This window comes from Pseudomonadota bacterium, assembly GCA_030775045.1.
Lineage (GTDB): Bacteria > Pseudomonadota > Alphaproteobacteria > JALYJY01 > JALYJY01 > JALYJY01.
On record JALYJY010000008.1, the window covers coordinates 1 to 21,731 of the forward strand.

At 58.6% G+C, this 21,731-nt stretch carries 20 protein-coding genes; 13 read left to right on the forward strand and 7 right to left on the reverse strand.

Going from position 1 to position 21,731, the window contains the following annotated elements; translation table 11 throughout:
- Positions 1-1,022, forward strand: a 1,022-nt coding sequence (locus M3O22_01270; protein MDP9195393.1) for a PQQ-dependent sugar dehydrogenase, incomplete at its 5' end; no start/stop codon positions are given.
- On the opposite strand, the gene M3O22_01275 is transcribed toward M3O22_01270, so the two are convergent.
- Positions 1,003-1,461, reverse strand: a complete 459-nt coding sequence (locus M3O22_01275; GenBank protein MDP9195394.1) for a hypothetical protein — start codon at positions 1,459-1,461, stop codon at positions 1,003-1,005. The genes M3O22_01270 and M3O22_01275 overlap by 20 nt on opposite strands.
- A gap of 85 nt (positions 1,462-1,546) precedes the next feature.
- On the opposite strand from M3O22_01275, the gene M3O22_01280 reads away from it, so the two are divergent.
- Both M3O22_01280 and M3O22_01285 read left to right on the forward strand, forming a co-directional pair.
- On the forward strand, positions 1,547-2,473 hold the full coding sequence (locus M3O22_01280) for a class I SAM-dependent methyltransferase (GenBank protein ID MDP9195395.1): 927 nt from the start codon (positions 1,547-1,549) through the stop codon (positions 2,471-2,473).
- Complete coding sequence (locus M3O22_01285; protein ID MDP9195396.1) at positions 2,473-3,288, forward strand: RNA methyltransferase; 816 nt, start codon at positions 2,473-2,475, stop codon at positions 3,286-3,288. The genes M3O22_01280 and M3O22_01285 overlap by 1 nt, the downstream gene beginning before the upstream one ends.
- Here M3O22_01285 and M3O22_01290 read toward each other — a convergent pair.
- Positions 3,266-3,709 (reverse strand): hypothetical protein, encoded by a 444-nt coding sequence (locus M3O22_01290; GenBank protein MDP9195397.1) that lies wholly within the window; start codon positions 3,707-3,709, stop codon positions 3,266-3,268. The two genes, M3O22_01285 and M3O22_01290, sit on opposite strands and share 23 nt — an antisense overlap.
- A gap of 181 nt (positions 3,710-3,890) precedes the next feature.
- On the opposite strand from M3O22_01290, the gene M3O22_01295 reads away from it, so the two are divergent.
- Complete coding sequence (locus M3O22_01295; protein ID MDP9195398.1) at positions 3,891-5,495, forward strand: peptide chain release factor 3; 1,605 nt, start codon at positions 3,891-3,893, stop codon at positions 5,493-5,495.
- Positions 5,496-5,501: 6 nt separating this feature from the next.
- Here M3O22_01295 and M3O22_01300 read toward each other — a convergent pair whose 3' ends face one another.
- Together M3O22_01300 and M3O22_01305 are read right to left on the reverse strand one after the other, a co-directional pair.
- A complete protein-coding gene (locus M3O22_01300) occupies positions 5,502-5,840 on the reverse strand; it encodes a hypothetical protein (GenBank protein ID MDP9195399.1) in 339 nt (112 codons plus the stop codon).
- Between the two features lie 111 nt (positions 5,841-5,951).
- Positions 5,952-6,752 (reverse strand): hypothetical protein, encoded by an 801-nt coding sequence (locus M3O22_01305; protein MDP9195400.1) that lies wholly within the window; start codon positions 6,750-6,752, stop codon positions 5,952-5,954.
- A gap of 204 nt (positions 6,753-6,956) precedes the next feature.
- Between M3O22_01305 and M3O22_01310 the strand changes: the two genes are divergently transcribed.
- The 6 genes from M3O22_01310 (at position 6,957) to M3O22_01335 (ending at position 12,922) form a co-directional block, all read left to right on the forward strand.
- A complete protein-coding gene (locus M3O22_01310; GenBank protein ID MDP9195401.1) occupies positions 6,957-7,814 on the forward strand; it encodes a hypothetical protein in 858 nt (285 codons plus the stop codon).
- Between the two features lie 236 nt (positions 7,815-8,050).
- Positions 8,051-8,290, forward strand: a complete 240-nt coding sequence (locus tag M3O22_01315) for a hypothetical protein (GenBank protein MDP9195402.1) — start codon at positions 8,051-8,053, stop codon at positions 8,288-8,290.
- 68 nt (positions 8,291-8,358) lie between these two features.
- Positions 8,359-9,342 (forward strand): TerC family protein, encoded by a 984-nt coding sequence (locus tag M3O22_01320; protein ID MDP9195403.1) that lies wholly within the window; start codon positions 8,359-8,361, stop codon positions 9,340-9,342.
- 576 nt (positions 9,343-9,918) lie between these two features.
- The gene (locus tag M3O22_01325; GenBank protein MDP9195404.1) at positions 9,919-10,488 is read left to right on the forward strand and encodes a peptidoglycan-binding protein; all 570 of its coding nucleotides are present in this window, start codon (positions 9,919-9,921) and stop codon (positions 10,486-10,488) included.
- A gap of 1,506 nt (positions 10,489-11,994) precedes the next feature.
- The gene (locus M3O22_01330; protein MDP9195405.1) at positions 11,995-12,306 is read left to right on the forward strand and encodes a hypothetical protein; all 312 of its coding nucleotides are present in this window, start codon (positions 11,995-11,997) and stop codon (positions 12,304-12,306) included.
- Positions 12,307-12,433: 127 nt separating this feature from the next.
- On the forward strand, positions 12,434-12,922 hold the full coding sequence (locus M3O22_01335) for a hypothetical protein (GenBank protein MDP9195406.1): 489 nt from the start codon (positions 12,434-12,436) through the stop codon (positions 12,920-12,922).
- 72 nt (positions 12,923-12,994) lie between these two features.
- Here M3O22_01335 and M3O22_01340 read toward each other — a convergent pair whose 3' ends face one another.
- On the reverse strand, positions 12,995-13,777 hold the full coding sequence (locus tag M3O22_01340) for a peptidase M15D vanX D-ala-D-ala dipeptidase (protein ID MDP9195407.1): 783 nt from the start codon (positions 13,775-13,777) through the stop codon (positions 12,995-12,997).
- On the reverse strand, positions 13,777-14,841 hold the full coding sequence (gene apbC, locus M3O22_01345; protein ID MDP9195408.1) for an iron-sulfur cluster carrier protein ApbC: 1,065 nt from the start codon (positions 14,839-14,841) through the stop codon (positions 13,777-13,779). The genes M3O22_01340 and apbC overlap by 1 nt, the downstream gene beginning before the upstream one ends.
- Positions 14,842-14,935: 94 nt before the next feature.
- Between apbC and hflK the strand changes: the two genes are divergently transcribed.
- The 3 genes from hflK to M3O22_01360 all read left to right on the forward strand — a co-directional run bounded on the left by hflK (position 14,936) and on the right by M3O22_01360 (position 18,611).
- Complete coding sequence (gene hflK / locus M3O22_01350; GenBank protein MDP9195409.1) at positions 14,936-16,123, forward strand: FtsH protease activity modulator HflK; 1,188 nt, start codon at positions 14,936-14,938, stop codon at positions 16,121-16,123.
- An 11-nt stretch (positions 16,124-16,134) separates the two neighbouring features.
- Entirely contained in the window at positions 16,135-17,001 is an 867-nt protein-coding gene (hflC, locus tag M3O22_01355; protein MDP9195410.1) for a protease modulator HflC, read from the forward strand.
- A gap of 77 nt (positions 17,002-17,078) precedes the next feature.
- Complete coding sequence (locus tag M3O22_01360) at positions 17,079-18,611, forward strand: DegQ family serine endoprotease (GenBank protein ID MDP9195411.1); 1,533 nt, start codon at positions 17,079-17,081, stop codon at positions 18,609-18,611.
- 33 nt (positions 18,612-18,644) lie between these two features.
- Here M3O22_01360 and M3O22_01365 read toward each other — a convergent pair whose 3' ends face one another.
- A complete protein-coding gene (locus M3O22_01365; protein ID MDP9195412.1) occupies positions 18,645-21,716 on the reverse strand; it encodes a transglycosylase domain-containing protein in 3,072 nt (1,023 codons plus the stop codon).
- Between the last annotated feature and the right edge of the window lie 15 nt (positions 21,717-21,731).

Here is a 21,731-nt window from a genome sequence, read left to right on the forward strand (position 1 = left end):
CCCTTTTTGTTGGCGCTCTTTCCCCGGCCTATGCCCAGACCAGTGCCTCTGTGATCGCAGATAATCTGAACCATCCGTGGTCGGTCGCTTTCCTGCCCGGGGGTGATTTTCTGGTGACCGAACGGCGCGGCAATCTTCTGCGCATTTCGCCTTCGGGTGAGAAAACGGAAATCAGCGGTGTTCCAGATGTCGTCACGGGCGGCCAGGCGGGCCTGTTTGATGTTGTCCTGTCACCGGATTTTGCCAGGGATAGTTTTGTCTACCTGTCCTATGCCGGCGAAGGAGAAGACGGGAGCAATACCGAAGTTGCCCATGCGCGCCTTGATCTGGATACGAATGCTTTGACAGACTTCCAGGTCATCTTCCGGGCTGAACCCAAAGTAAGCGGCAAAAACCACTACGGCGGACGGCTGCTGTTCACGCCGGACGGCACATTGTTCATTACTCTGGGTGACAGATACGAATACAGGGACGAAGCACAGAACCCGGAAAACCATCTGGGAAAGATCGTCCGGCTGAAGGACGGCAAGACTGAAATTTACTCCCGCGGCCATCGCAACGTGCAGGGCATTGCGCTGCAGCCCGGCACAGTCCGGATCTGGACGCACGAGCATGGCGCCCGCGGCGGGGACGAGGTGAATATCCTGAAACCCGGGGCCAATTACGGCTGGCCGCTTGTTACCTATGGCGTCGACTATTCCGGTGCGATCATCTCTTCCCGGCAAACGGCCCCCGGGATCGAGCCGCCCGTGGTGTACTGGACCCCGTCCATCGCCCCCAGCGGCATGGCGTTCTATACGGGCGACAGTTTTCCGGCGTGGAAGGGCGACCTGTTCGTGGGTGCGCTGGCGGGCCAGCACCTGCGCCGTCTGGATGTGGAGGGCGACCGCATCGTCGGCCAGGAGGTTCTGCTGGAAGGCCTCGGCCAGCGCATCCGCGACGTGCGCATGGGGCCGGACGGATATCTCTATATCCTGACGGACGAGGATAATGGCCAGCTGGTCAGGCTTCGGGAACCTTGAGGCCAAAGTTCCGGAATGGGTAGTCCTTTCCACTGTTTGTCATAAAAAAAGCATCCCGCAGTGCTGTTTGGTTCTTTGGGCATGCCTTGTCGTTTTTCAGCGCACTGATATAGCGTCTGACCTTGGTCATGTAGAGATCGCAGTTTTGTGGGGCGCCATTTACGCAGGTTACCAGGGCCAGGGCCCCCTTCAGATCGTGAACGATTTTCGTTCTTTTGTCTTCGCAGAGTGCGGCTTTTCCTTTGGGTTTTTTCACGGATTTTTTATGCCTTGTTCTGACCTGTTTTACGGCTGTAATCTTTGGTTTTCCGGAACCATGCGATGATTCCCGGGGGCCTGCTTCAGCCGCAGCGGGGCCAGCCAGGGTCGCCAGAATACCGCCCAGCGCAAAGACCTTCGCCATTTTGCCGACCAGATCTTTCAGGTCTTTCAGCTGCATCTTCGCCTCCGCCCACACCCCTGCGTAATATTGACCGGAAATGGTCAAGATATGGTTAATTTTCTGCCCTGCAGGCCGGTGTTTCGTGTATAAGGAACGCATCGTCCAGAGCCTGTGTCGTGCCATGTCTTCCAGTCCCGCCCTTGTTCCCCTTTTGACCCGGTCCTGGGGCGATTATACGTTGCTGGACACGGGCGGCGGGGAAAAGCTGGAACAGTACGGCCCTGTGCGGGTGATCCGGCCGGAACCCCAGGCCATGTGGCCACGCAACTCGCCTGATACAGAATGGGCCCGGGCACAGGCCGTGTTCCGCACCCAGAAACTGGACGACGAGGATACCGAAGGCCGCTGGCAAAAGAACGGCGCAGTACCGGATACCTGGCCCCTGTCCTGTGGCGGGGTCACGTTCCACGGCCGCCTGACAGCCTTTCGCCATGTGGGATTTTTCCCCGAACAGGGTGTGCACTGGGACTGGATGACACCGTTGATCCGGCAGGCGGGGCGGCCTGTGAAATTACTTAATTTGTTCGCCTACACAGGCGTTGCGTCGCTGATCGCCGCAAAGGCCGGGGCCCAGGTGACCCACCTGGATGCCTCGAAAAAGACCGTGACATACGCGCGGGAAAATGCGGCGCTGGCGGGCCTGGAGCAGGCCCCTGTCCGCTGGATCGTGGAGGACGCCCGCAAGTTCGTGGCGCGCGAGGTGCGCCGGGGCAATACCTATGACGCCATTATCCTCGACCCACCCAAGTACGGCCGCGGGACGGAGAACGAGGTCTGGCACCTGTTGCAGGACCTGCCGGGCCTGCTGGCCGATTGCGCAAAACTGCTCTCACCCAGTCCGCTGTTTTTTATTCTGACCGCCTATAACGCGCGCCTGTCGGCTCTGACCCTGGAAAGCCTCCTGCGCCCTCTCTTGCCCTCCGGCACATACGAAAGCGGCGAACTCCTCCTGTCAGATCCCGCTGGCCGGATGATTTCTACGGCCCTGTTTTCCCGGGTGAGGTTTTAATGACCTCCATCCGCCCCATTACATCCGCCCAGAACCCGGCGCTCAAATTTGTCCGGTCCCTGGAGATGAAAAAGTACCGCGACGAGCACAAGGCCTTCGTGGTGGAAGGCCTGCGCCATGTGCTGGAGGGCCTGGCGTGCGGCTGGATCTTGAAAATACTGTTCTGCACGGAAGGCGAGAAAGGCGGCCCACCGTTTCAGCAGGCCTTGCGGGAGGCGCAAAAACAACGCACCGAAATTTACTCCCTGCCCCCTGATCTGATGCAAAAACTCACCCATCGCGATAATGCACAGGGTATTGTCGGGGTGTTTGAGCAGAAACAGGTTGCACTGGAAGATATCGAAGTCATGCCGCACTCCCCCTGGGTGGCGCTGGAGAGTATTAAAGATCTGGGCAATCTGGGCACCATCATCCGCACCCTGGACAGTGTTGGCCCGCACTGCGGCATTATTCTGGCCGGCAACACGTGCGACCCCTATTCGCTGGAGTGTGTGCGGGCCAGCATGGGATCTCTGTTCAGTATTCCCGTTGTCAAAACCAGTGAAGAAAGCTTTTTTACCTGGGCCCGGAATTTCAAAGGCCGCATGGTGGGCACGCACCTGAAAGCCACGATGGATTATCGCGCCATACCTGATCCCGACAGGCCCACCATTTTGCTGATGGGCAACGAGCAGTCCGGTCTTCCTGACCGTTATCTGCCCCTGTGTACCAGCGCGGTCAAAATCCCCATGCGCGGACGCGCGGACTCACTCAACCTGTCCATCGCCACAGGGGTGATGCTGTATGAACTGGTCAGGAATATTCCCCAAAAATAGAGCACCTGTCCCGGGTTCCGGAGATCCACCCCCTGAACAGGCCAAACAGGCCGTAGTGTTTTTTCCGGTCACCGCGCAGGATAACATTGGTACTTTTGGGAGATCCCTGCGTTATGTCAGCAGTCAGGACAAGGGTAGAGCGGAATGGCTGCTGCGGGTTTTCCGGCCAGAACTGGAGATAATACACCTGGATTGATGCTGAAGCCTCGCCAGCCGTGAATACCATATCGTACTGTTCCAGAAAATCCCGGCGCTGGCCGTTCTGGAAGGCTTCTCTCCGGGTGCGTCTTCCATCAAGGCAGCGGATCGCTGTCTGCCGTACAGACTGTACCAGGTCTGGATACCTGGCCTGGACCTGGAAGGACTCCTGCTCAAAAAGGGCGCTGGAGATCGCCCGCTCCTCTCCGCCTGTTTTGGGCACCGGACATGCGGCCAGTAAAAGACAGGCCGGCAAGGCAATGCATTTTATCAAAAAAGATCCTGACATATCCTGACACTGCACTCTGTATTTTTGATCTGTCAATGGCCGGTCTGTCTGTGAAGATCATTGCCATTGGGCCACAAAATGTGCTCTTTCTGCCTTTTTCCGGGATAATGCAGCCATGAGCACACTTGCCCCCCACATCACCCGCCGGCGGACATTCGCCATCATCGCCCACCCCGACGCGGGCAAGACCACGCTGACCGAAAAGCTGTTGCTGTTCGGCGGGGCGATCCAGCTGGCCGGGGCCGTGAAGGCGAGGGGGGAGCAGCGCCGTGCCCGGTCCGACTGGATGAAAGTGGAGCGGGAGAGGGGCATTTCCGTCACCGCCTCGGTCATGAATTTTGACTATGCGGACCGTACGTTCAACCTGGTCGATACCCCCGGCCACCAGGACTTTTCCGAGGACACCTACCGTACCCTCACGGCTGTGGACAGTGCGGTCATGGTCATCGACGGCGCCAAGGGGATCGAGGCGCAGACCCGCAAGTTGTTCGAGGTTTGCCGCCTGCGCGACATTCCCATCATTACGTTTATCAACAAGATGGACCGCGAGGCCCGCGACCCCTTTACCCTGATGGACCAGATCGAGCAGGAACTGCAGCTGGAGGTAACTCCGGCATCCTGGCCCATCGGGTCGGGGCAGGATTTTCGCGGCTGTTACGATGTATTGCGCGACCGCCTGATGCTGATGGACAAAAAGCAGGGCGACCGGGCGACCGAGGGTATTCAGTGCAAGGGCCTGGACGATCCGAAAATCGACGAATTGCTGCCCGAACATCAGGCCGCCAAACTGCGCGAAGATATCGCCATGGTGCGCGAGTTATGCCCGCCGTTCAATCACGATACCTATATGGAAGGCCACCAGACGCCCGTGTTTTTCGGCAGCGCCATCAACAATTTCGGCGTGCGGGAGTTATTATTGGGATTAGCAGAATACGCGCCGTCGCCGCGCCCGCAGAAGGCTGACAAACGCACGGTGAAGCCCGACGAGAACAAGGTCACCGGCTTTGTGTTCAAGGTGCAGGCGAACATGGACCCCAACCACCGCGACCGCATCGCCTTTGTGCGCCTGTGCTCGGGCCATTTCAGACGCGGCGCAAAACTGAAACATATCCGCAGCGACAAGACGATGGCGGTGAACAATGCCGTGCTGTTCCTGGCGCGCGACCGCGAGCTGGCCGAGGATGCCTTTCCGGGCGATATCATGGGCATTCCCAACCATGGGACGTTGCGTATCGGCGATACGCTGACGGAGGGCGAGGATTTGCGTTTTACAGGTGTGCCCAGCTTTGCGCCGGAAATTCTCCAGAAAGTGCGCCTGGACGACCCCCTGAAAGCCAAGCACCTGCGCAAGGCGCTGGAGCACTTTGCGGAAGAAGGCGCCAGCCAGGTGTTCAAGCCATTGATCGGCAGCGACTGGGTGGTGGGCGTGGTCGGCCCGCTGCAGTTCGAGGTTCTGGCCGCGCGGATCGAGGCGGAATATGGCCTGGCTGCACGCTTTGAACAGGCGGGGGTGGAGGCAGCACGCTGGGTCCAGTGTGGCGACCCGGTGAAGCTGAAGGCCTTCATCGACGCCAACCGCGGCAGTCTGGCCGAGGACCACGACGGTGTGCTGGTCTTCCTGGCCCGCAACGCCTGGCACCTGAACCGCACCCAGGAAGACCATCCGGCGGTGAAATTCCTGAAAACGCGCGAACAGCATCATGTCGGAGAAAAAGCGTAAGCGTCCTCACCAGACGGACAGGGTGCCGTTGTAGACATTGACGGTCAGGGTTTTCTGGGTGTCACCGGCGATGGATTCTGCGTGGACGAAATCTCCCTGCAGGCGCAGATTGCGCACATCCCGGAAGCCATAATCGGCCATTATTTTACGGGCGCCTTCAAGGATATCGTTTTCAAGGCTGACCTGGATCCTGTCTGCAGCTCTCTCTTTCAGGGCCTGTTTTTCCACACCGTCCACGACGACGGCGGACACAGTCATCTGCGTGGTGGCTGTCCTTGCCTTCGCAAAAAACGGAAAGACCGCAAGGATACCAGCCAGAATGGTCGTCAGGGGATAAAGGCGCATGACACGCCTCCTGTGGAAGTTTTCCATCCCTCCATTCTAGGCGTCCTGCCTTAAGTTTTTGCCAGGCACAAAAAGGATTAAGCCCGTATTTATATCAATTTTAGCCGGTTTTTACCGCGACTGCATCAGCGCGATCAGCTGTTCGATCTGCGCGCTATACGGCGCTGTGTCCCGGGCTGCCTGGGCCAGCAGGGCATCCACGTTCTGGGCCGGCGGCGGGGGCAGTACTTCGTCCCCCGAGCTATAGCTGATCTGGGCCAGTTCCACGGCCAGGGCCATCAGCCCGCGCGGGGAGGGATCCTGGGGCAGCGCCTGTCTTGCTTCCGCGGCATTCAGGTAAGGCGAATGCCCTGTGCGCTGCCAGTGCCCGGCGTAAATATAGTTCATGGCTCCTGACAGGGTGCCCAGATCAAAGGAGCTTTTCTCCACGGCCCGCATCATGTCTTTGATGGCCGGAGGCAGGTTTGATCTTTCATAGTCGATTTTGATTTCTGCCGTTTCCTCGGGCATGTACTGGGCCATCATGGCCCTGTCCGCGGCGTCCAGGGGGTTGTCGACGCCCATCATGCCCATGGCCTGCTGCAGCAAATTGATGCCCATGCTGACCTGGGGCGGCAGGGCCGCGCTGAGCGCCTCGCGAAGCTGGCCAATGATCATGCCCTGCACCTGCATCATGGCCTGGCCGGCCACGCCGTCCATCGCACTGGTCTGGGCGGCAACAGTCAGTCCTTGGCTAAGCTGCGCTTTCTGGGCCGGGTCGTTGAAAAGCTCTTTCGTTTTCTGGCCCACGATTTCGTACAGGCGCAGCGCCTCGCCGATTTGCGGCTGGGTGAGGGGCAGCGTCTGTGCCAGCGCGAGGCCAGGCATCAGCAGAGTGATAATAAAAACAGCACGTCCGAAATTTTTGAGCATCCAGCTTGCCTGCAGCAGTGAATTTCAGTCAGGCACATTGCCACTGATTCACGGCATAAACATGGCGGGGTTTGCGGTCAGCATGCCGAGATGTTGGCCAGCAAGGGAAAACAGATATACAACTGCCAGTTGATTATAAATTGAAGCATAATCTTTGATTGCTCGGGAATTATTTTCATGAAAACCTGAAGGAATATTTCTGACATGGAGGCTATTGCCATGGGAAAAGCTGCTGCTCCTGTTTTTGTCACAGAGCTGGAAGAGAAGGAACTCCAGCTTCTGAGGGAATTTGTAAATTCAGATGCAGGAAAAGAGTTCCAGAGTGCCCATGGAGGGGAAATCATAGGTCCTGCGGTCAGGCTTGCGGACCGTCTTGTCAATCTGATGGGGTTGGGGGAAAAAGTGCCCGGCCTTTCCAGGGCTCTTGTCTGGAAACCAGAGGATCTTCCACCGGGCGTTGATCCTGCCCTTTTTCTGGTGATTAACCGGTTTGAGCCGGTTATGAGACAGGCTCTGAATGGTCTGTCATCCTATAAATTCTCCATGGCCGCCCTGAAGCAGGTCTTCAGGCTGGTGGAACAGCAGGAGTCGGCCGAAAAAACCGGAAGAAATTTGCGAACATGGGTTAAAAAATTAACAGGCAATGCCGCTGCTCCAGCTCCGGAAGCTCTGGATCGTATGCCGTTCACGACCCAGCTTATGGCTCTGTGTTATTTTTACAGTTACGTCATGACGAACAGGATCTGGAGCGAACCGCAATGTCTTCTGTTTATTGTATCGGGCTCCCTGTTCCGGAATTTCAATGAATATCTGAGGCTTTCCCTTGTCAGACAAAACGTTTTAACCCGGGAAATATCCAGGTCAAAAAAAGCGGAACCAGATTTTGTCATTGGCACCAAAGAGGAGATGGATGGCCTGGCGCTGTGCCTGAACTATTATGACGCCGTGGTAAAGGAGGCAAGGGCAGGGGGTATCAGAAACCCGGCGGATACTACAGCCAGGACGATAGCTTTTAGGGGCGACAGGCTTATGGCAAGAAGCTTCCCGAAAAAAGAAGCATAGGCTGCAGGGGTTTTTTCCGGCACCGCCAGTATATCACCTGTATCACTGGAAAAAGGCTGCGACGCGCGATCCGCGTCCGCAGCCTTTTCTGTTTTAACCCCGTAAAAAGGAGACGAAAAATGACTGATACTTTCCTCAAAGACACGCGGCAGAAGATCCTGGAGATGCTGCCGGAATCGGTTGAGCAGGTGATCCGGTAGTACGAAGGGCACTCACAGAACGAGGCTCCTGACGATGTGCTGGATTTCATCCGGTACCAGAACGCCTGCCGGGCGGCCCTGGCGCGCCTGGATACCCTGATGAAGCTGACCCGCTGGATCACATCCGACGGGGCAGGGCTGAAGAGAGACACCGGGGAATCAATTCTGGCGGCGCTGGGCCTGACACCCGTGCGCTTTGCCCGTCCTGTCGCTGTGTTGCCGGAGAAGATGCCGGACTGGCGTGGAAACGGCCAGATCCTTTCCGGCAAAACATGAATTGCCTCATTCAAAATTTTCCGCAGATATGATACACTGTCCTTTCAGCCAGAACTGCGGCGGCGTTGATGCTTTTTTCCCTGCTGACCATGGATTTCCTGTCCAAACCCCTGTGGATGTGGCTGGGGTTTCTGGTCCTTGTCCTGCTGCTGCTGGTCTTTGATCTGGGCGTGCTCAACCGCAAGGACCATGTGATCGGGGTGCGGGAAAGCCTGGGCCTGTCCCTGTTCTATATCACCCTGGGCCTGATATTCGGGGGCTGGGTCTGGTTCAGCCTGGGCCACCAGAAAGGGGTCGAATATCTGACCGGTTTTGTGGTGGAAAAAACCCTGGCCATGGACAACGTGTTCGTGATTGCCATGATCTTCGGTTATTTTGCCATTCCCCGCATGTATCAGCACCGTGTCCTGGTGTGGGGCATCCTGGGCGTGATTGTGTTGCGCGGCATTATGATTGGCCTGGGGGCAGCGCTGATCAATCAGTTTGCCTGGATCCTCTATGTGTTCGGAGCATTTCTGGTTTTCACCGGCGTGAAAATGATGTGGCTGGCGGACAGGCCGTCTGCCGACATCGGACAGAATCCCGTCCTGCGGCTGATGCGGCGGTTGTTTCACGTCACGGATGACCTGCATGGCCCGGACTTTTTTGCGCGCCAGCCACATCCGGTGACGGGAAAAAGCCTGCTGTGCGTAACGCCGCTGTTTCTGGCGCTGGTGCTGATCGAGATGGCGGACGTGATCTTTGCCGTAGACAGCGTGCCTGCCATTTTCGCCATCACTACCGATCCCTATATTGTCTACACCAGCAATATCTTTGCCGTGCTGGGCCTGCGCGCCCTGTACTTTGCCCTGGCGGCCATGATCAGCCGCTTCCATTACCTGAAATACGCCCTGGCCGTAGTGCTGGTGTTCATTGGCGGCAAGATCCTGGTGGCCGACATGATGGGCTGGCAGAAATTTCCCGCCAGCCTGTCCCTGGCCATTACCTTTGCCATCTTGGCCGGCGGTATCGTGTATTCATTGATGAAGACACGGAACAGACCGGCCGGATAAAAAACAGTTCCTGAGATTACTTTCTGCAAGGCCCTGCTTCCTGTGAAGCGGGGTTTTTTATTTCAACCACAACAACAAGGAGAAAGCACATGGAAACGCACGGCATTGACGTGATCTGGTGGATCACGGTGATCGGGTTGCCCGCGCTGGGTGGCCTGTGTCATTCTGAACCGGGTGGAAAAGGTGCTGCGCAACGGCGTGACATGGTGGGGCCGTGACGTGGTCAGCATGTGCCGCAAGTCCTTCCGGCTTTCGTGCCGGAATGCAGATGATCCCAATTCTGAAAAAATGCAGGCAGTGACGGAGGAAGATCCCTCCTTTGCCGTCTGCCAGCGCATTGTGCGCCGTGCTGTTTCCGGTGTCCTGAAGGATGTGACCATGGGATTAACATTATCAGGCCCGCCAGATCCCACCCGCCTGGATCGCCGGCAAAACTCCCTGTATCAAAATCGGCAATCACTTCTTCTACAATGATGTGGAGTAAACACTTTGCTCCCTTCTTCTTTCTTTTCCGGGATCTTTTCAGGGTATCGCCCGTTTGTCCTCCAGTAATCCCCGATCATGATGGAGGCAACAATGGAAAAAATACGAACAGGAACGGTTCTGGTGCTGGCTGGTGCGCTGGCTCTGGCCGGATGTGGCTCGGACACGGAAAGCCGGGCGGCAACAGGGGGAGCCACGGGAGTGGTCGCGGGCGCCCTTGTCGGCGGGCCCGTCGGCGCTGTTGTGGGTGGTGGTATTGGTGCCACCGGTGGTGCGGTGATGGATGAAGGCGTTGATACAAAGGCAGACAGGGTTATCAACGGGGACCAGACCAGTGAAAGGCAGTACAGTACTTCTTCCCGCACCGGCTACAGGGATGACTATACGTCGTCAGCCCGATCTCCGGAAGACAAGGGTATTGACTGGAAATCAAGGGGTACTGCCAGTGAGGAACGTATGAACCGGTCGCAGATCATGGAGGTCCAGCGCGCCCTGAAGAGTGCCGGCTATGATCCCGGTCCTGTCGACGGAGTTCTGGGACCACGGACACGCAGCGCCCTGCAGGAATTCCAGCGCAATGGGGGCCTGGATGTAACAGGCCGGCTGGACCAGGAAACCCTGTCCGCCCTGGACGTTGATGTGGATGCACAGAACGACTGGTAACAACAATCCGGTTCAGGAAAACAGGAAAAACAGCCCCGCCCGGGGCTGTTTTTTTTATGGGGCAGGGTTGAGAGTCCTGTCTCTGATCAGGATATTTTCCTGGCGGGTGTTTTTCCCAGATCTCGATAGTATGGGCCAGCACCATGGCCAGCGCCTCCGGCATGTTACCCCTGCGTCCGGGAATGTTGTCACCAAATATATACTGGAGAGAGGCCAGATGACTGCCGTCCCTGCCTGTCAGCTGAAGGCTGATCTGTGAGGTGGTTCCCAGGTCGTCTTCGCGGATTTTTGGCGAACGGTTTTCAGAATGAGCATCTGTAGGGATCAGTGAACGTTGGGTTTTATATGCCTGGAAAACACGCTCTTCCCTGGTGAGAACGGCTTGACGCCCTGTATCGGGATCCAGCAGTTTCCACGTGTTCTCTTCCATGGGCTCGATACGGCAAACCTGACTGAACCCCAAGGCAGACATCAGGATTCCGGCCAGTCCGTCCGGGTCAGGTTTTTCAGATGCGGGTTCTGTGAAAAAGACGTCCAGGAGGCTGTGCAGTTCTTTTGCAGGCCGATGGACTTTTCCGTCCATGGACAGCGTGCATACAGAAAACAGGTCGCTTGTGACTTTCGCGATAAAGACCGTATGGCCTGTCTTCTCCCCAGACACGACCCGGACAGCCGTCAGGGTGTCGGAGATGCGCACGATACGGGCATCCTGGCCGGGATCCCAGCCCAGAGCCCCTTTCAGCCGTGAAAAACGGTCTTCCCGGGAACCGTACTCCGAGCTCTCGGGGTAGCCCCCGGATCTGACAGCCTTGATGAGTTCCCCGGGGTTCCCCGCAAGATTCTGTGCGACGGGTGCCGGTTTTGGGGTTTGGTCTTTCTTTCCGGGCTTTTGTGGTGGTGCAGCGGTCAGTTTTTCCCGGGCCGACTGAAGATCGATGACCAAATGGCCCCAGAGAGCAGCAATAACAGCAATGCCAACGATACCACCCAGTCCTGTGTCGTCTATGGGCTTTGGGACATAGGCTAAAAAAGTGCTTATCAGAGCAGCCAGAAGGCCTGTTCCGCCGTATATGGTGCGATTAATCCTGTGCCGCAGCCGTTCTTGATCATCAGGCATGACGACCGGGAGTCCGAGCTCCTGGAGCGCCAGGGCGATGTCTTCATCGGAAGCGCCATTGTTTCTGGCAGATTCAATGAGCTCATAAAGGCTGTTTATGACAGAAACCTTAGCTCTTTTGGCTTGTTTTTGTTCGATCCGGGTCCGTGTTTCAGGTGTAAACGGAACGATGGTGTCATCATGGCTGGCTGTTTCTCCCGGTTTTTCTGCGGGGGCGTTGTCATGTCCCGTATTCCCAGGCCTTTCCCCTGCCATCACCCCGGCGAAAGCCGGGATCCATTCTATGATACGGCAAGCACAATGGACCCCGGCTTTCGCCGGGGTGACGGAAAAATCCCCAAAATTTTTCTCTCGCATATTCATCACCCGTAGAAAAAGGAACATACACCATGATACCTGCGTTACTGGCCCAGGGGGGCATACCCTTGCTCGTCAAGGCGGTCAGCGCAGGCCTGAAGAGGATCGACAGCCCGGTGGCAAAAACGGCAGCCGGCGCCCTGGACAGCGTGGACGACCCGCAGCACGCGGCGGGCGAGGCAATCTCGGCCATGGCGTCCCTGGGGACAATCTGGATCGTAGGTCTCAGTGTTCTGGGGATCTATGTGTACAAACAGTCCGAGGAAAAGAAAGGCAGCGGCGACTCCGGGAACGGCCTTCTGTCCGTCCTGGGTAAAACCCTGGCCGGGAAAAAGACCGCATAAATCTTTTTTCTGCAAATAGTTAGGCGATTTTTCTTGAGAGTAATAACCATCAGGGGCTAGCATTTTCGTGTGCAAACTAAAGATGTCAGATGATCGCAGTACTCCAGAGACGACGAAGGAGGAGAGCATGACACAGTCAGCAGAAGCGAAAAGAAAGAAATTTGCCGGAGTTCGTCATATGGGGACCCGGGCCGTCGTGGGGATCGCGGCGCTGATGGCTGTCCTGGGGGCCGGACGAACCACAGCCCGTCCAGACGGCGATGCTGCGGACCAGTTCCGGCCTGCGCCGGCCACCAGCGTAGCCGTGCAGCAAATGGAAAGCAGGGAAGATGACCTTGATTCCGGTCAGGTGGACTGGGTGATTGCCCATCTGGATGGGGGTACCGGCACAGAGCTGTCGCTGGAAACAGTCAACAATCTCGAGGCTTTGCTGGCCGGGCAGGCCCACCATCATCCCCGCCTGGCAATGGTCCGCACGCGCCTTGAGACCCTGCGGCAGGAACTTGAACTGAGGGAAGAGCTGGCCGAGCTTGATGTGCCAGAGCCGGAAGGTCCCGGTCGCGTCATGGATCCCCTGGGCCTCAGACCGGATCCGGATGGCTTTGGGCCGGCATGAGCTGAAACACAAACACGCATCGCTATGGTTTTCGGGACGCCTTTCACCGGGTGTCTCGTTCTTTTTTGTATTTCAGGGCAGTGAAACGGCCCCATAAAAGGCAAAGGGTTCGTCCCGGAATTTGGCCCACATCTGGTCGCCGTAACTGAAGTGCCACCATTCTGTTGGGTTGTTGACGAACCCGGCGCCAGTCATCAGCCAGTACAGCAGACGGCGGTTGGCGCGGGCTTCCTCGTCCGAAAAGGCCATGACCTGGCGGTCCGCCTCGAAATGGGGTGTGTGGGACAGGGCCGTCGCATCATCAAAAATGGATCCGAACCACAGGGGGCGTTTGCTGTTCTTCCAGCGCAGCTCGCAGTCCAGGGCTCCGCCTGTCAGATGGGGGGAAGGGGACAGAGGACCATCCGCAGGGCGGGCCCAGTAGTCCCCGACTTCTTCCATAACCCGGGCCCCGGAGAAGTCCGGATGGCGGCGACGGACCTCGGCCGGCATCCAGGTGTGGTAGAAAAAGGCCTGGACGGCGGTAGGCCGCCACCCGTCATAGATCCACAGCTCCAGCCCGGCTTCGGCCAGACGGTTCTGGATATCCAGAAGGCGGTCAATGATCCCGCGGCGCAAATACGGCCAGGGCGGTGCGCCGGGAACGGACGTGTAATAGGGCGGATTGTGGACCGAGTGGTAGAAGGTTTCTCCCGCCAGACCAAAGTCACTGGCCTTGACCAAAGGCTCCTGGTTCCGGGAATCGTCTAGGCTCAGGGGCCAGCTGCGATAGCCATGCCTTTTGTCCATGAGGGGCTGCCAGGGCGGAAGGGGCTTTTCGCGCAGAGCCTGCAAAGCACCAAAAGGGGAAGTCATCAACGTGTCTCCTGCAAGGCTGTCCGGATTTTTTCGGCAATATCCGCATAGATTCTGGCCTGGGAAGAGTCCGGACGCGACACCGTCACCGGCTCTCCCTGGTCGGAAGTTTCCCGGATCAGGGGATCCAGGGGGATTTCTCCCAGGAAGGGAATACCCTGTTTTTCCGCTTCGGCCTTCGCGCCGCCATGGCTGAAAACCGGGGTGGAGTGACCACAGTTCGGGCAGCAGAAAAAGCTCATGTTCTCCACCAGGCCCAGAACAGGGACGCCTGTTTTCCGGAACATGGCGACGCCGCGCCGGGCATCCAGAAGAGCGATATCCTGGGGTGTGGAGACGATAACCGCGCCGGCCAGCGGAACCTCCTGGACCAGGGTCAGCTGGGCGTCGCCTGTTCCCGGCGGCATGTCCACCACCAGGATGTCCAGCGTACCCCAGGCCACCTGCCGCAGCATCTGGCGGACTGCGCCCATAACCATGGGTCCGCGCCAGACCATGGCGCTGTCCTGCGGCACCAGAAATCCCATGGACATGAGCTTCAGCCCATGACGCTGCAGCGGCTCCATGATTTTGGGGCCAGCCAGTGCCGGGGTGCCTTCTGTACCCATCATCACGGGAATGGACGGGCCATGGATGTCTGCATCCATCAGGCCCACCTTCAGACCCTGCGCTGCAAGAGCCAGGGCCAGATTGACGGCCGTGGTGGATTTGCCCACGCCACCCTTGCCCGAGGCGACGGCGATAATTTTCGCAATGCCGGGAACGGGCGATGGTTGCTGCGGTGCGCGTCTGGCCTGGGGAGGTGTGGGCGCCGGGCGATGGGCAGTCAGGACGGCTGTGACTTTTCCTGTACCCGGCAGGGCCAGGACAGCTTTTTCCGCAGCCTGGCGCAGGCCCTCGAGGGCGGGTCCACGGGCCGGGTCCGCTTCCAGAACAAAAGAGATGGTATTTCCTTCCGCGTGGATATCCGACACCATCCCCAGGCTGACAATGTTCTGGCCCCGGTCCGGATCCATGACGCCTTCAAGGGCGCGGAGAATGTCTGCTTCTGTCGCTCTGGCCACGGGTATAATAACCTGATAGGTTCCGCAGGCCGAATCCTATACCGGAAAATACAACAGGATTCATCATCAGACCTTTTCTGTAGGGAAACGGATCATGTCATGGACAGGCCAGGGAGGAGGGGGGCCATGGGGCCCGCCGCCGGATGACGGTACAGAGGGCCAGAGAAAAAAGCCGGGCCCGGAAAAGCCCCGGCGCGGCCCTGCTCCACCCGGGCTGGAGGACATGATCCGCAAGGCCGGCGAGCGGCTGGGCGGATCCTTTCCCTTCGGCCATGGCGGCATGGGCCTTCTGGGACTGGCTGTCGCGGCTGTCATGGTCCTGTGGCTGGCCAGCGGTGTCTATCGGGTCCAGGCGGATGAAAGGGCTGTCGAGCTGTTCCTGGGCAAGGTGCATGGCGCGCCTGTGGGGCCCGGCCTGCATTATCACTGGCCCTGGCCGTTCCAGAGTGTCTACAGGGTCCGCACCCTGTTCGAAAACCAGGTTGTCATCGGGGCGGGAGAAGAGGTTCGCACCCGGGAGGTATTTTCGGGACGGATGATGCCGGCTTCCAATGCGGATGATGGCCTGATGCTGACGGGTGACAAGAACATCATCAACATCGTGTTTGCCGTGCGCTGGGTGATCAGCGACCCGGAAAAATACCTGTTCCGGGTCCGTGATCCGGAAGATACGGTGCGCAAGGCTGCGGCCAGCGCCATCCGCGAGGTGGTGGGCCAGACCCGGATTGACGACATTCTGACGGGAACAGGACAGGCTGCTGCGTCTGCTGACAGTGACACAGCCCAGAAAATATCCATAGATGTGCGCGCAAGTCTCCAGGGGATGCTGGACAGCTATGGGTCCGGTATCCAGGTGACCGGCGTAGAGCTGAAAACCGCCGAGGTTCCCCGGGAAGTAGTCCAGGCCTATCTGGAAGTACTGAACGCCAGCCAGGAGCGGGAGCGCCTGCGCAACGAGGCGGAAAGCTATCGCAACAGCATCCTGCCTGAATCCCGGGGCCAGGCCGAGCGTATCCTGCAGGAGGCCGAGGCCTATCGCGACAGGACAGTCAGCCTGGCGAAGGGCGAAGCCCAGCGATACATGTCGGTGTACGAGGCCTATACGCGCTCGAAGGATGTGACGGCCAGAAGGATGTACCTGGAAACCCTGGAAAGCATCCTGAGAGAGACACCGAAAGTTATTATTGACGATAACGCACTGAAGGGTCAGGGAGTCCTGCCCTGGCTTCCTCTGGACACTCTGGGTACAGGCCAGGTTCCGGCCATGCAGCAGCGCCACTGATAGAGGCAGCCATGAAAACTTTTGCCCCCCTTGCCCTTGTTGCCCTGCTTCTGGCCGTGATTATTGCCAGCGGGTCCTTCTTCGTTGTCACGCCGGCAGACCAGGCCCTGGTCCTGCAGTTCGGGGAAATCCGCCGTGTGGCCACTGAACCCGGCGTGTACGTCAAGATCCCCATGATCCAGAATGTGGTCTATCTGGACAGGCGGGTTCTGGATTTTGACCCCCAGGCCAAGCCGTTCATCCTGGGCGACAAGACCCGGCTGGTGGTGGATACCTTTACCCGCTACCGGATTACGGATCCGGTCCTGTTCTATACGTCTGTAGGCAACGAGGCCACGCTGCAGGCCCGTCTCGAGAACACGGTGGACGGGGCGCTGAGAGAAATTTTTCCGGCCGCGACCCTGGCCAACCTGCTTTCCCAGGACCGGGTGCGGGTCATGAAAACCATCCATGACCGGGTCAATGCCGATGTAAAGCGTTTTGGCATCGAGGTTATGGACGTGCGCATGCGCCGCGCCGATCTGCCTGCGGAAAACAGCGGAGCTGTCTTTGCCCGCATGAAATCGGAGCGGGAGCGTGAAGCGGCGGAGCTGCGCGCCCAGGGACAGCAGCAGGCCCAGGAAATCCGCTCACGTGCTGACCGCGAAAGAACCGGTATCCTGTCTGAAGCCCAGGGAAAGGCTGAAGTCCTGCGGGGCGATGCCGAGCGCCAGGCCATCGATATTGTGCGGGATTCCTATGGCAGGGATCCCCAGTTCTATGCCTTCTACCGCAGCCTGCAGGCCTACAGGAATGCCCTGACAGGCAGCAACACAACCCTTGTCCTGACGCCGCGCAGTGAATTTTTCCGCTATCTAAACGAACTGCCTTCTCGATAAACCCTGCCTTATTTTCGTCCAGGCCGGGGTATAGAAAGAATGGCAGAAATTCGTACAGTCAGGAGTGACAGAGGCACATGATGAAAAGGAATTTTCTGGTTCATGGTCTGGTGATGGCTGGCCTGTTGCTGGCCGCTGTTGTGCCTGTTCCCGCCCTGGCCCAGTCAAAGGCCCAGGCGCAGGTTCTGGAGCCTGTGGCTCCCCATCCCGATGCGCCGGCTTCCTTTGCCGATCTGTCCGAGCGTCTGCTGCCCTCAGTGGTGAACATTTCCACGACCCAGAACATTTCTCCCCAGAAGGGTGGCCGCCCCCTGCCGGACATGCCCCAGTTCCCCCCAGGGTCTCCGTTCGAGGAATTCTTCCGGGATTTCATGGAAAGGCATGGAGGCCCCGACAGCAGCCCCCAGTCCCGCAAGATCACCTCTCTGGGATCAGGGTTTGTCATTGATCCCAAGGGGTATGTGGTGACCAATAACCACGTGATCCAGGATGCAGATGAGATCACGGTTATCCTGCATGACGACACAAATCTGAAGGCGAAGGTTCTGGGCCGGGACTCCAAGACGGATCTGGCCCTGCTGAAAGTTGAGCCGTCAAAGCCGCTGACGGCTGTTCCCTGGGGCGACAGCGACAGCATGCGGGTGGGTGACTGGATCGTGGCCATCGGCAATCCCTTTGGTCTTGGCGGTACTGTCACGGCAGGCATCATTTCTGCCCGGGCGCGCGATATCAATGCCGGTCCCTATGATGACTTCCTGCAGACCGACGCGTCCATCAACCGGGGCAATTCAGGCGGACCCATGTTCAACCTGAAGGGCGAGGTGATCGGCGTGAATACAGCTATTTTTTCGCCCTCTGGTGGTTCTGTGGGCATTGGTTTTGCCATTCCGGCCACCATGGCCAAAAGCGTGATTGCCCAGCTGAAGGAACATGGCCGCACCCGCCGTGGATGGCTGGGTGTGCGCATCCAGGCCGTTACAGAGGATATCGCGGACAGTCTGGGCCTGAAGGATTCCAGCCAGGGGGCCCTTGTGGCCAGTGTCACGCCTGACGGCCCGGCTGCAAAGGCAGGGATCAAGGCCGGGGATATCATCCTGAAATTCAATGACAAATCTGTGAACGAGATGCGGCGCCTGCCCCGCGTGGTTGCGGAGACGCCGATTGGCCAGAAGGCTCCTGTGGTTCTGTGGCGCAAGGGCAGGGAAATGACCCTGAATGTCACCGTGGGTGAACTGGAAACCGCAGAGGATGAGGAAGAAGCCTCTGTGACAGAGGAAGATGGTCAGGCCATTCCCGAAAAAACAACAGAAGTCCTGGAGATGGGGCTGACAGCCCTGACTCCCGCACTGAGGGAGCGCCACGAGCTTGATGACAGCACCAAAGGCGTTCTGGTGGTCACCGTGAAGGAAGGCAGTGCCGCTGAGGACATAGGTCTGCGCCCCGGTGATGTGATTGCCGAGGTTGGTCAGGAAGAGGTTGAAAAACCGGAGGACGTGGCCAAAAAGATTAAGGACGTCAAATCCGCCGGCCGCAAGACGGTTCTTCTTCTGGTCAACAGGAAGAATGACCTGCGCTTCGTGGCCCTGCAGCTGGGGACGGAGAAAAAGTAAGGTACAGGAGCCTGGAGCCAGTAACCTGTATATTTACTGGTTACTGGTGTCGGGGTTCTGGACCCCGGCCACAGCCGTATCCTCTCCGCGCACCAGGGGCTCGAGGGCAGGGGCCAGGGCCTTCAGCAGCTGGGCCGGAAGGGCGCTGGTGAATTTGTAGTTCGCAGCGTTATTGCCATGAACGTGTGCCGTAACAGTTCCAAAGAAATTTTCACCAATGAAAAACACGAAGGTGGCGGTCCGGTTGACCACCCGTGAGTTCAGAAGTTTTCCGCCGGGACCCCAGGTTTCAAAGCGGTGATCTCCTGTCCCTGTCTTTCCACCGACAGGAATAGTATTGCCCTGCAGATCAGAAAAGGTCCCATGGATTCTCTGCGCTGTGCCATGGGTGGCCACATCCACCAGGGCGGCATGGAGTGTTTCGGCGACCTCGGGGGCCATGACGCGTTCCGGCTGTCCGACCTGGCGCCGCATCAGGGTTTCCCAGGGGGTTCCCTCTGCAAAATGCATCTGGCGGATGCGGATGACGGGGACTTTCAGTCCGTGGTTCAGAATAATGCCCACCAGTTCCGCCAGGGCGTCAGGCCTGTCGGCGGAGCTTCCGATGGCCGTGGCCAGGGAAGGGACCAGGGATTCAAAAGGATAGCCCAGACTGGCCCATTGCGCATGGACCAGGGAAAATGCCTCTTCCTCCATCAGGGTGCGGATGCGGATGTTCTGTGCGGCTGTCCGTTTCGAGTGCAAAAGCCAGGCATAGCTTTCCTGGCGCTGGTCCGCGCTGGCCTCCAGCACCTGGCTGCGTGTAGCGCCGGGCCTGGTGCGCAGGTATCCCACAAGCCACAGCTCGAGTGGATGGACGCGGGCCAGATATCCCCGGTCTGCCAGGCTGTATTTTCCGGGAGCATGCTTGTCATAAAGCTTTCTGGCCATTTCGGGGGCCGGGATCGACGCAGGTATTTTCTGTTTCAGGAACAGGGACAGCTCCTCAACCGTTCCCTCAGGCCGTACGGACCGGAAAATGACGGTCAGACGCTCTGCCGTACGCCGTCCCCGGCTGACCAGAAGATCCAGCGCCTGATCCGGGGATTTTCCCTGATAGCGCTTCCAGAAGCCTGAAAGGTAGACGCTGCCCTCCCGGTCAGCAAAGCGTTCCAGATAATCCTGTCTGGCAGGATGATCCGCATCGGCCAGGACACCTTCGCCCGTATCTGTGCCTTCTGACCTGTAAAAGGCCACGATATCCCGCATAAGCCGGATAAAGGGCAGGTTGATGGAATGGCGGAAGGCCTCGCGTACTGCGACTGTCTTTCCATTGTCATCGGGGTCGAAATTGACAAAGGTGTGAAGACCGCCCCCCGTAAAGAAATTCTCTCCCGGATTTGCAGAATACTGCCGGCCCATGGCTGCATCCAGCATGGTTTTCAGATCACTGTTCCCCGTTCCTGACAGATAGCCTGCAGCCCAGCGGGAGAGGGGGTCCGGCGCCTCGGCGGCCATGGCAGCCAGGTCTTCTGCGGACAGGGAGGAGAAACGCTCATGCAGCTGTCCGACAATGCCCAGATAGGTAGCCAGGGTGCGCAGCTTTGCGGTTGATCCCAGATCCAGTCTGGACTTTTCATTGATATCCAGTGGCTGGTCCCAGTTATCAGCCTGGACGCGGACGAAATTTGCATTTCCCCGCCTTTCCAGAAGGGTAAAGCTGTAGATAACCCTGGCCGGATCCGCATTGTCCAGAAGCCGGAAACCCACCAGCCCGCTTTTTTCCAGGAATGCCGGATCCTTCAGTTTATGCAGAAGGGCAACGACCTTTTCCTGGGTAGGCAGGTCCAGGGTCGTATCCACATTCAGGTCCAGCCGGTCCAGCTGGTACAGGCCCGGCAGGCCCAGCATGGCCAGAAGGTGGTTGCGTATGGCATTGGGAGCTTTCTGGTCCACGAACGATACAGGATCAGGCACGGGATCCTTTGCCGCAAAGGTCAGAGGCATGGCCAGGGCCGCATCACGCAGGGGCTGGCTGATAATGCCGGCAGAGGCCAGAAGGCGCAGATGGCTGCCCACCAGTTTTTCCAGGGCGGGCCGGTTGCTGACCAGATAGAACGATGGGCGACGCTGGGCCAGAAACAGGGACAGGACCTGCCTGTAGACCAGAGCCTGCCGGGCCAGGTCCAGCTCGGTCCGTGGCTGGCTGCGCAGGATGCGGTTGGCTGTGCGGAAGTCTGTTCCGAACCAGGCCCACAGGCCGTCGCCGATGCCGTTCACCTCGCCAAACCGGCCGCGGGCCGACAGGGGGGTAGAGTTGATGTAGTCCACAACGATCTGCTGGCGGTGCCGCGTCGTGTTCTGGCCATCCATATAGGCCCTGACGCTGGCGGAGACCATCTGGCGCAGCTTTTCCCGGGCCCCGTCTGTCCGCCCGTTGGGGGAGTGACGGTATTTCTCGATCTGCGTTGCCAGGGTGCTGCCCCCCGGAATGCGGCCGCCCAGACCCGTCAGCTTCAGCGGAAGGGCCAGGACGACAGCCCCCAGCCTGTCCCATTCGATGGCAGGATTGTGCCTGGGAAATGCCGTATCCAGAAGCTCCCGGTTTTCGATAAACAGAAGGGTCTGCGTCACCAGGGATGGGACGTTCTCAAAGGTGTCATAGACTCTTTCGGGGTAGAGGGCGTTGTAAAGAATGGTACCCGTCCTGTCCTTCAGGATCAGTCCGGCCTGGGCCCGGGCATGCCAGGGTGCAAAACCGCCATGGCGCACAAACCATTCCAGGGCGGGCGATGCCCGGGCCTGGACCAGAATGGCATAGCCCGCCTTTGCAGCGTTTGTGACATAGCCGGACAGGCCGGCGTAGCCCAGTCGCTCGTTATAGGGGCCGGTTTCCGGCCAGGGGATGTGGGGGCTGGGACCTTCCGCCACAGTATAAATCAGCGTCTGCGCAAAGCGTGACAGATAACGCGCCTGGAGCTCAGAGGTCCGCATTTCGTGGGCGACAGCGCTGCCCAGCCAGACGGCTGCGCCGGCCAGAACACCGCAGGATAAAAGACGTATGGCCCGCCTGCGCCCGGGTTTCGGGGGCCGGGAAGGCTTCTGGCGTGGTCTGGATCGGGACATGCACCATCAATTACG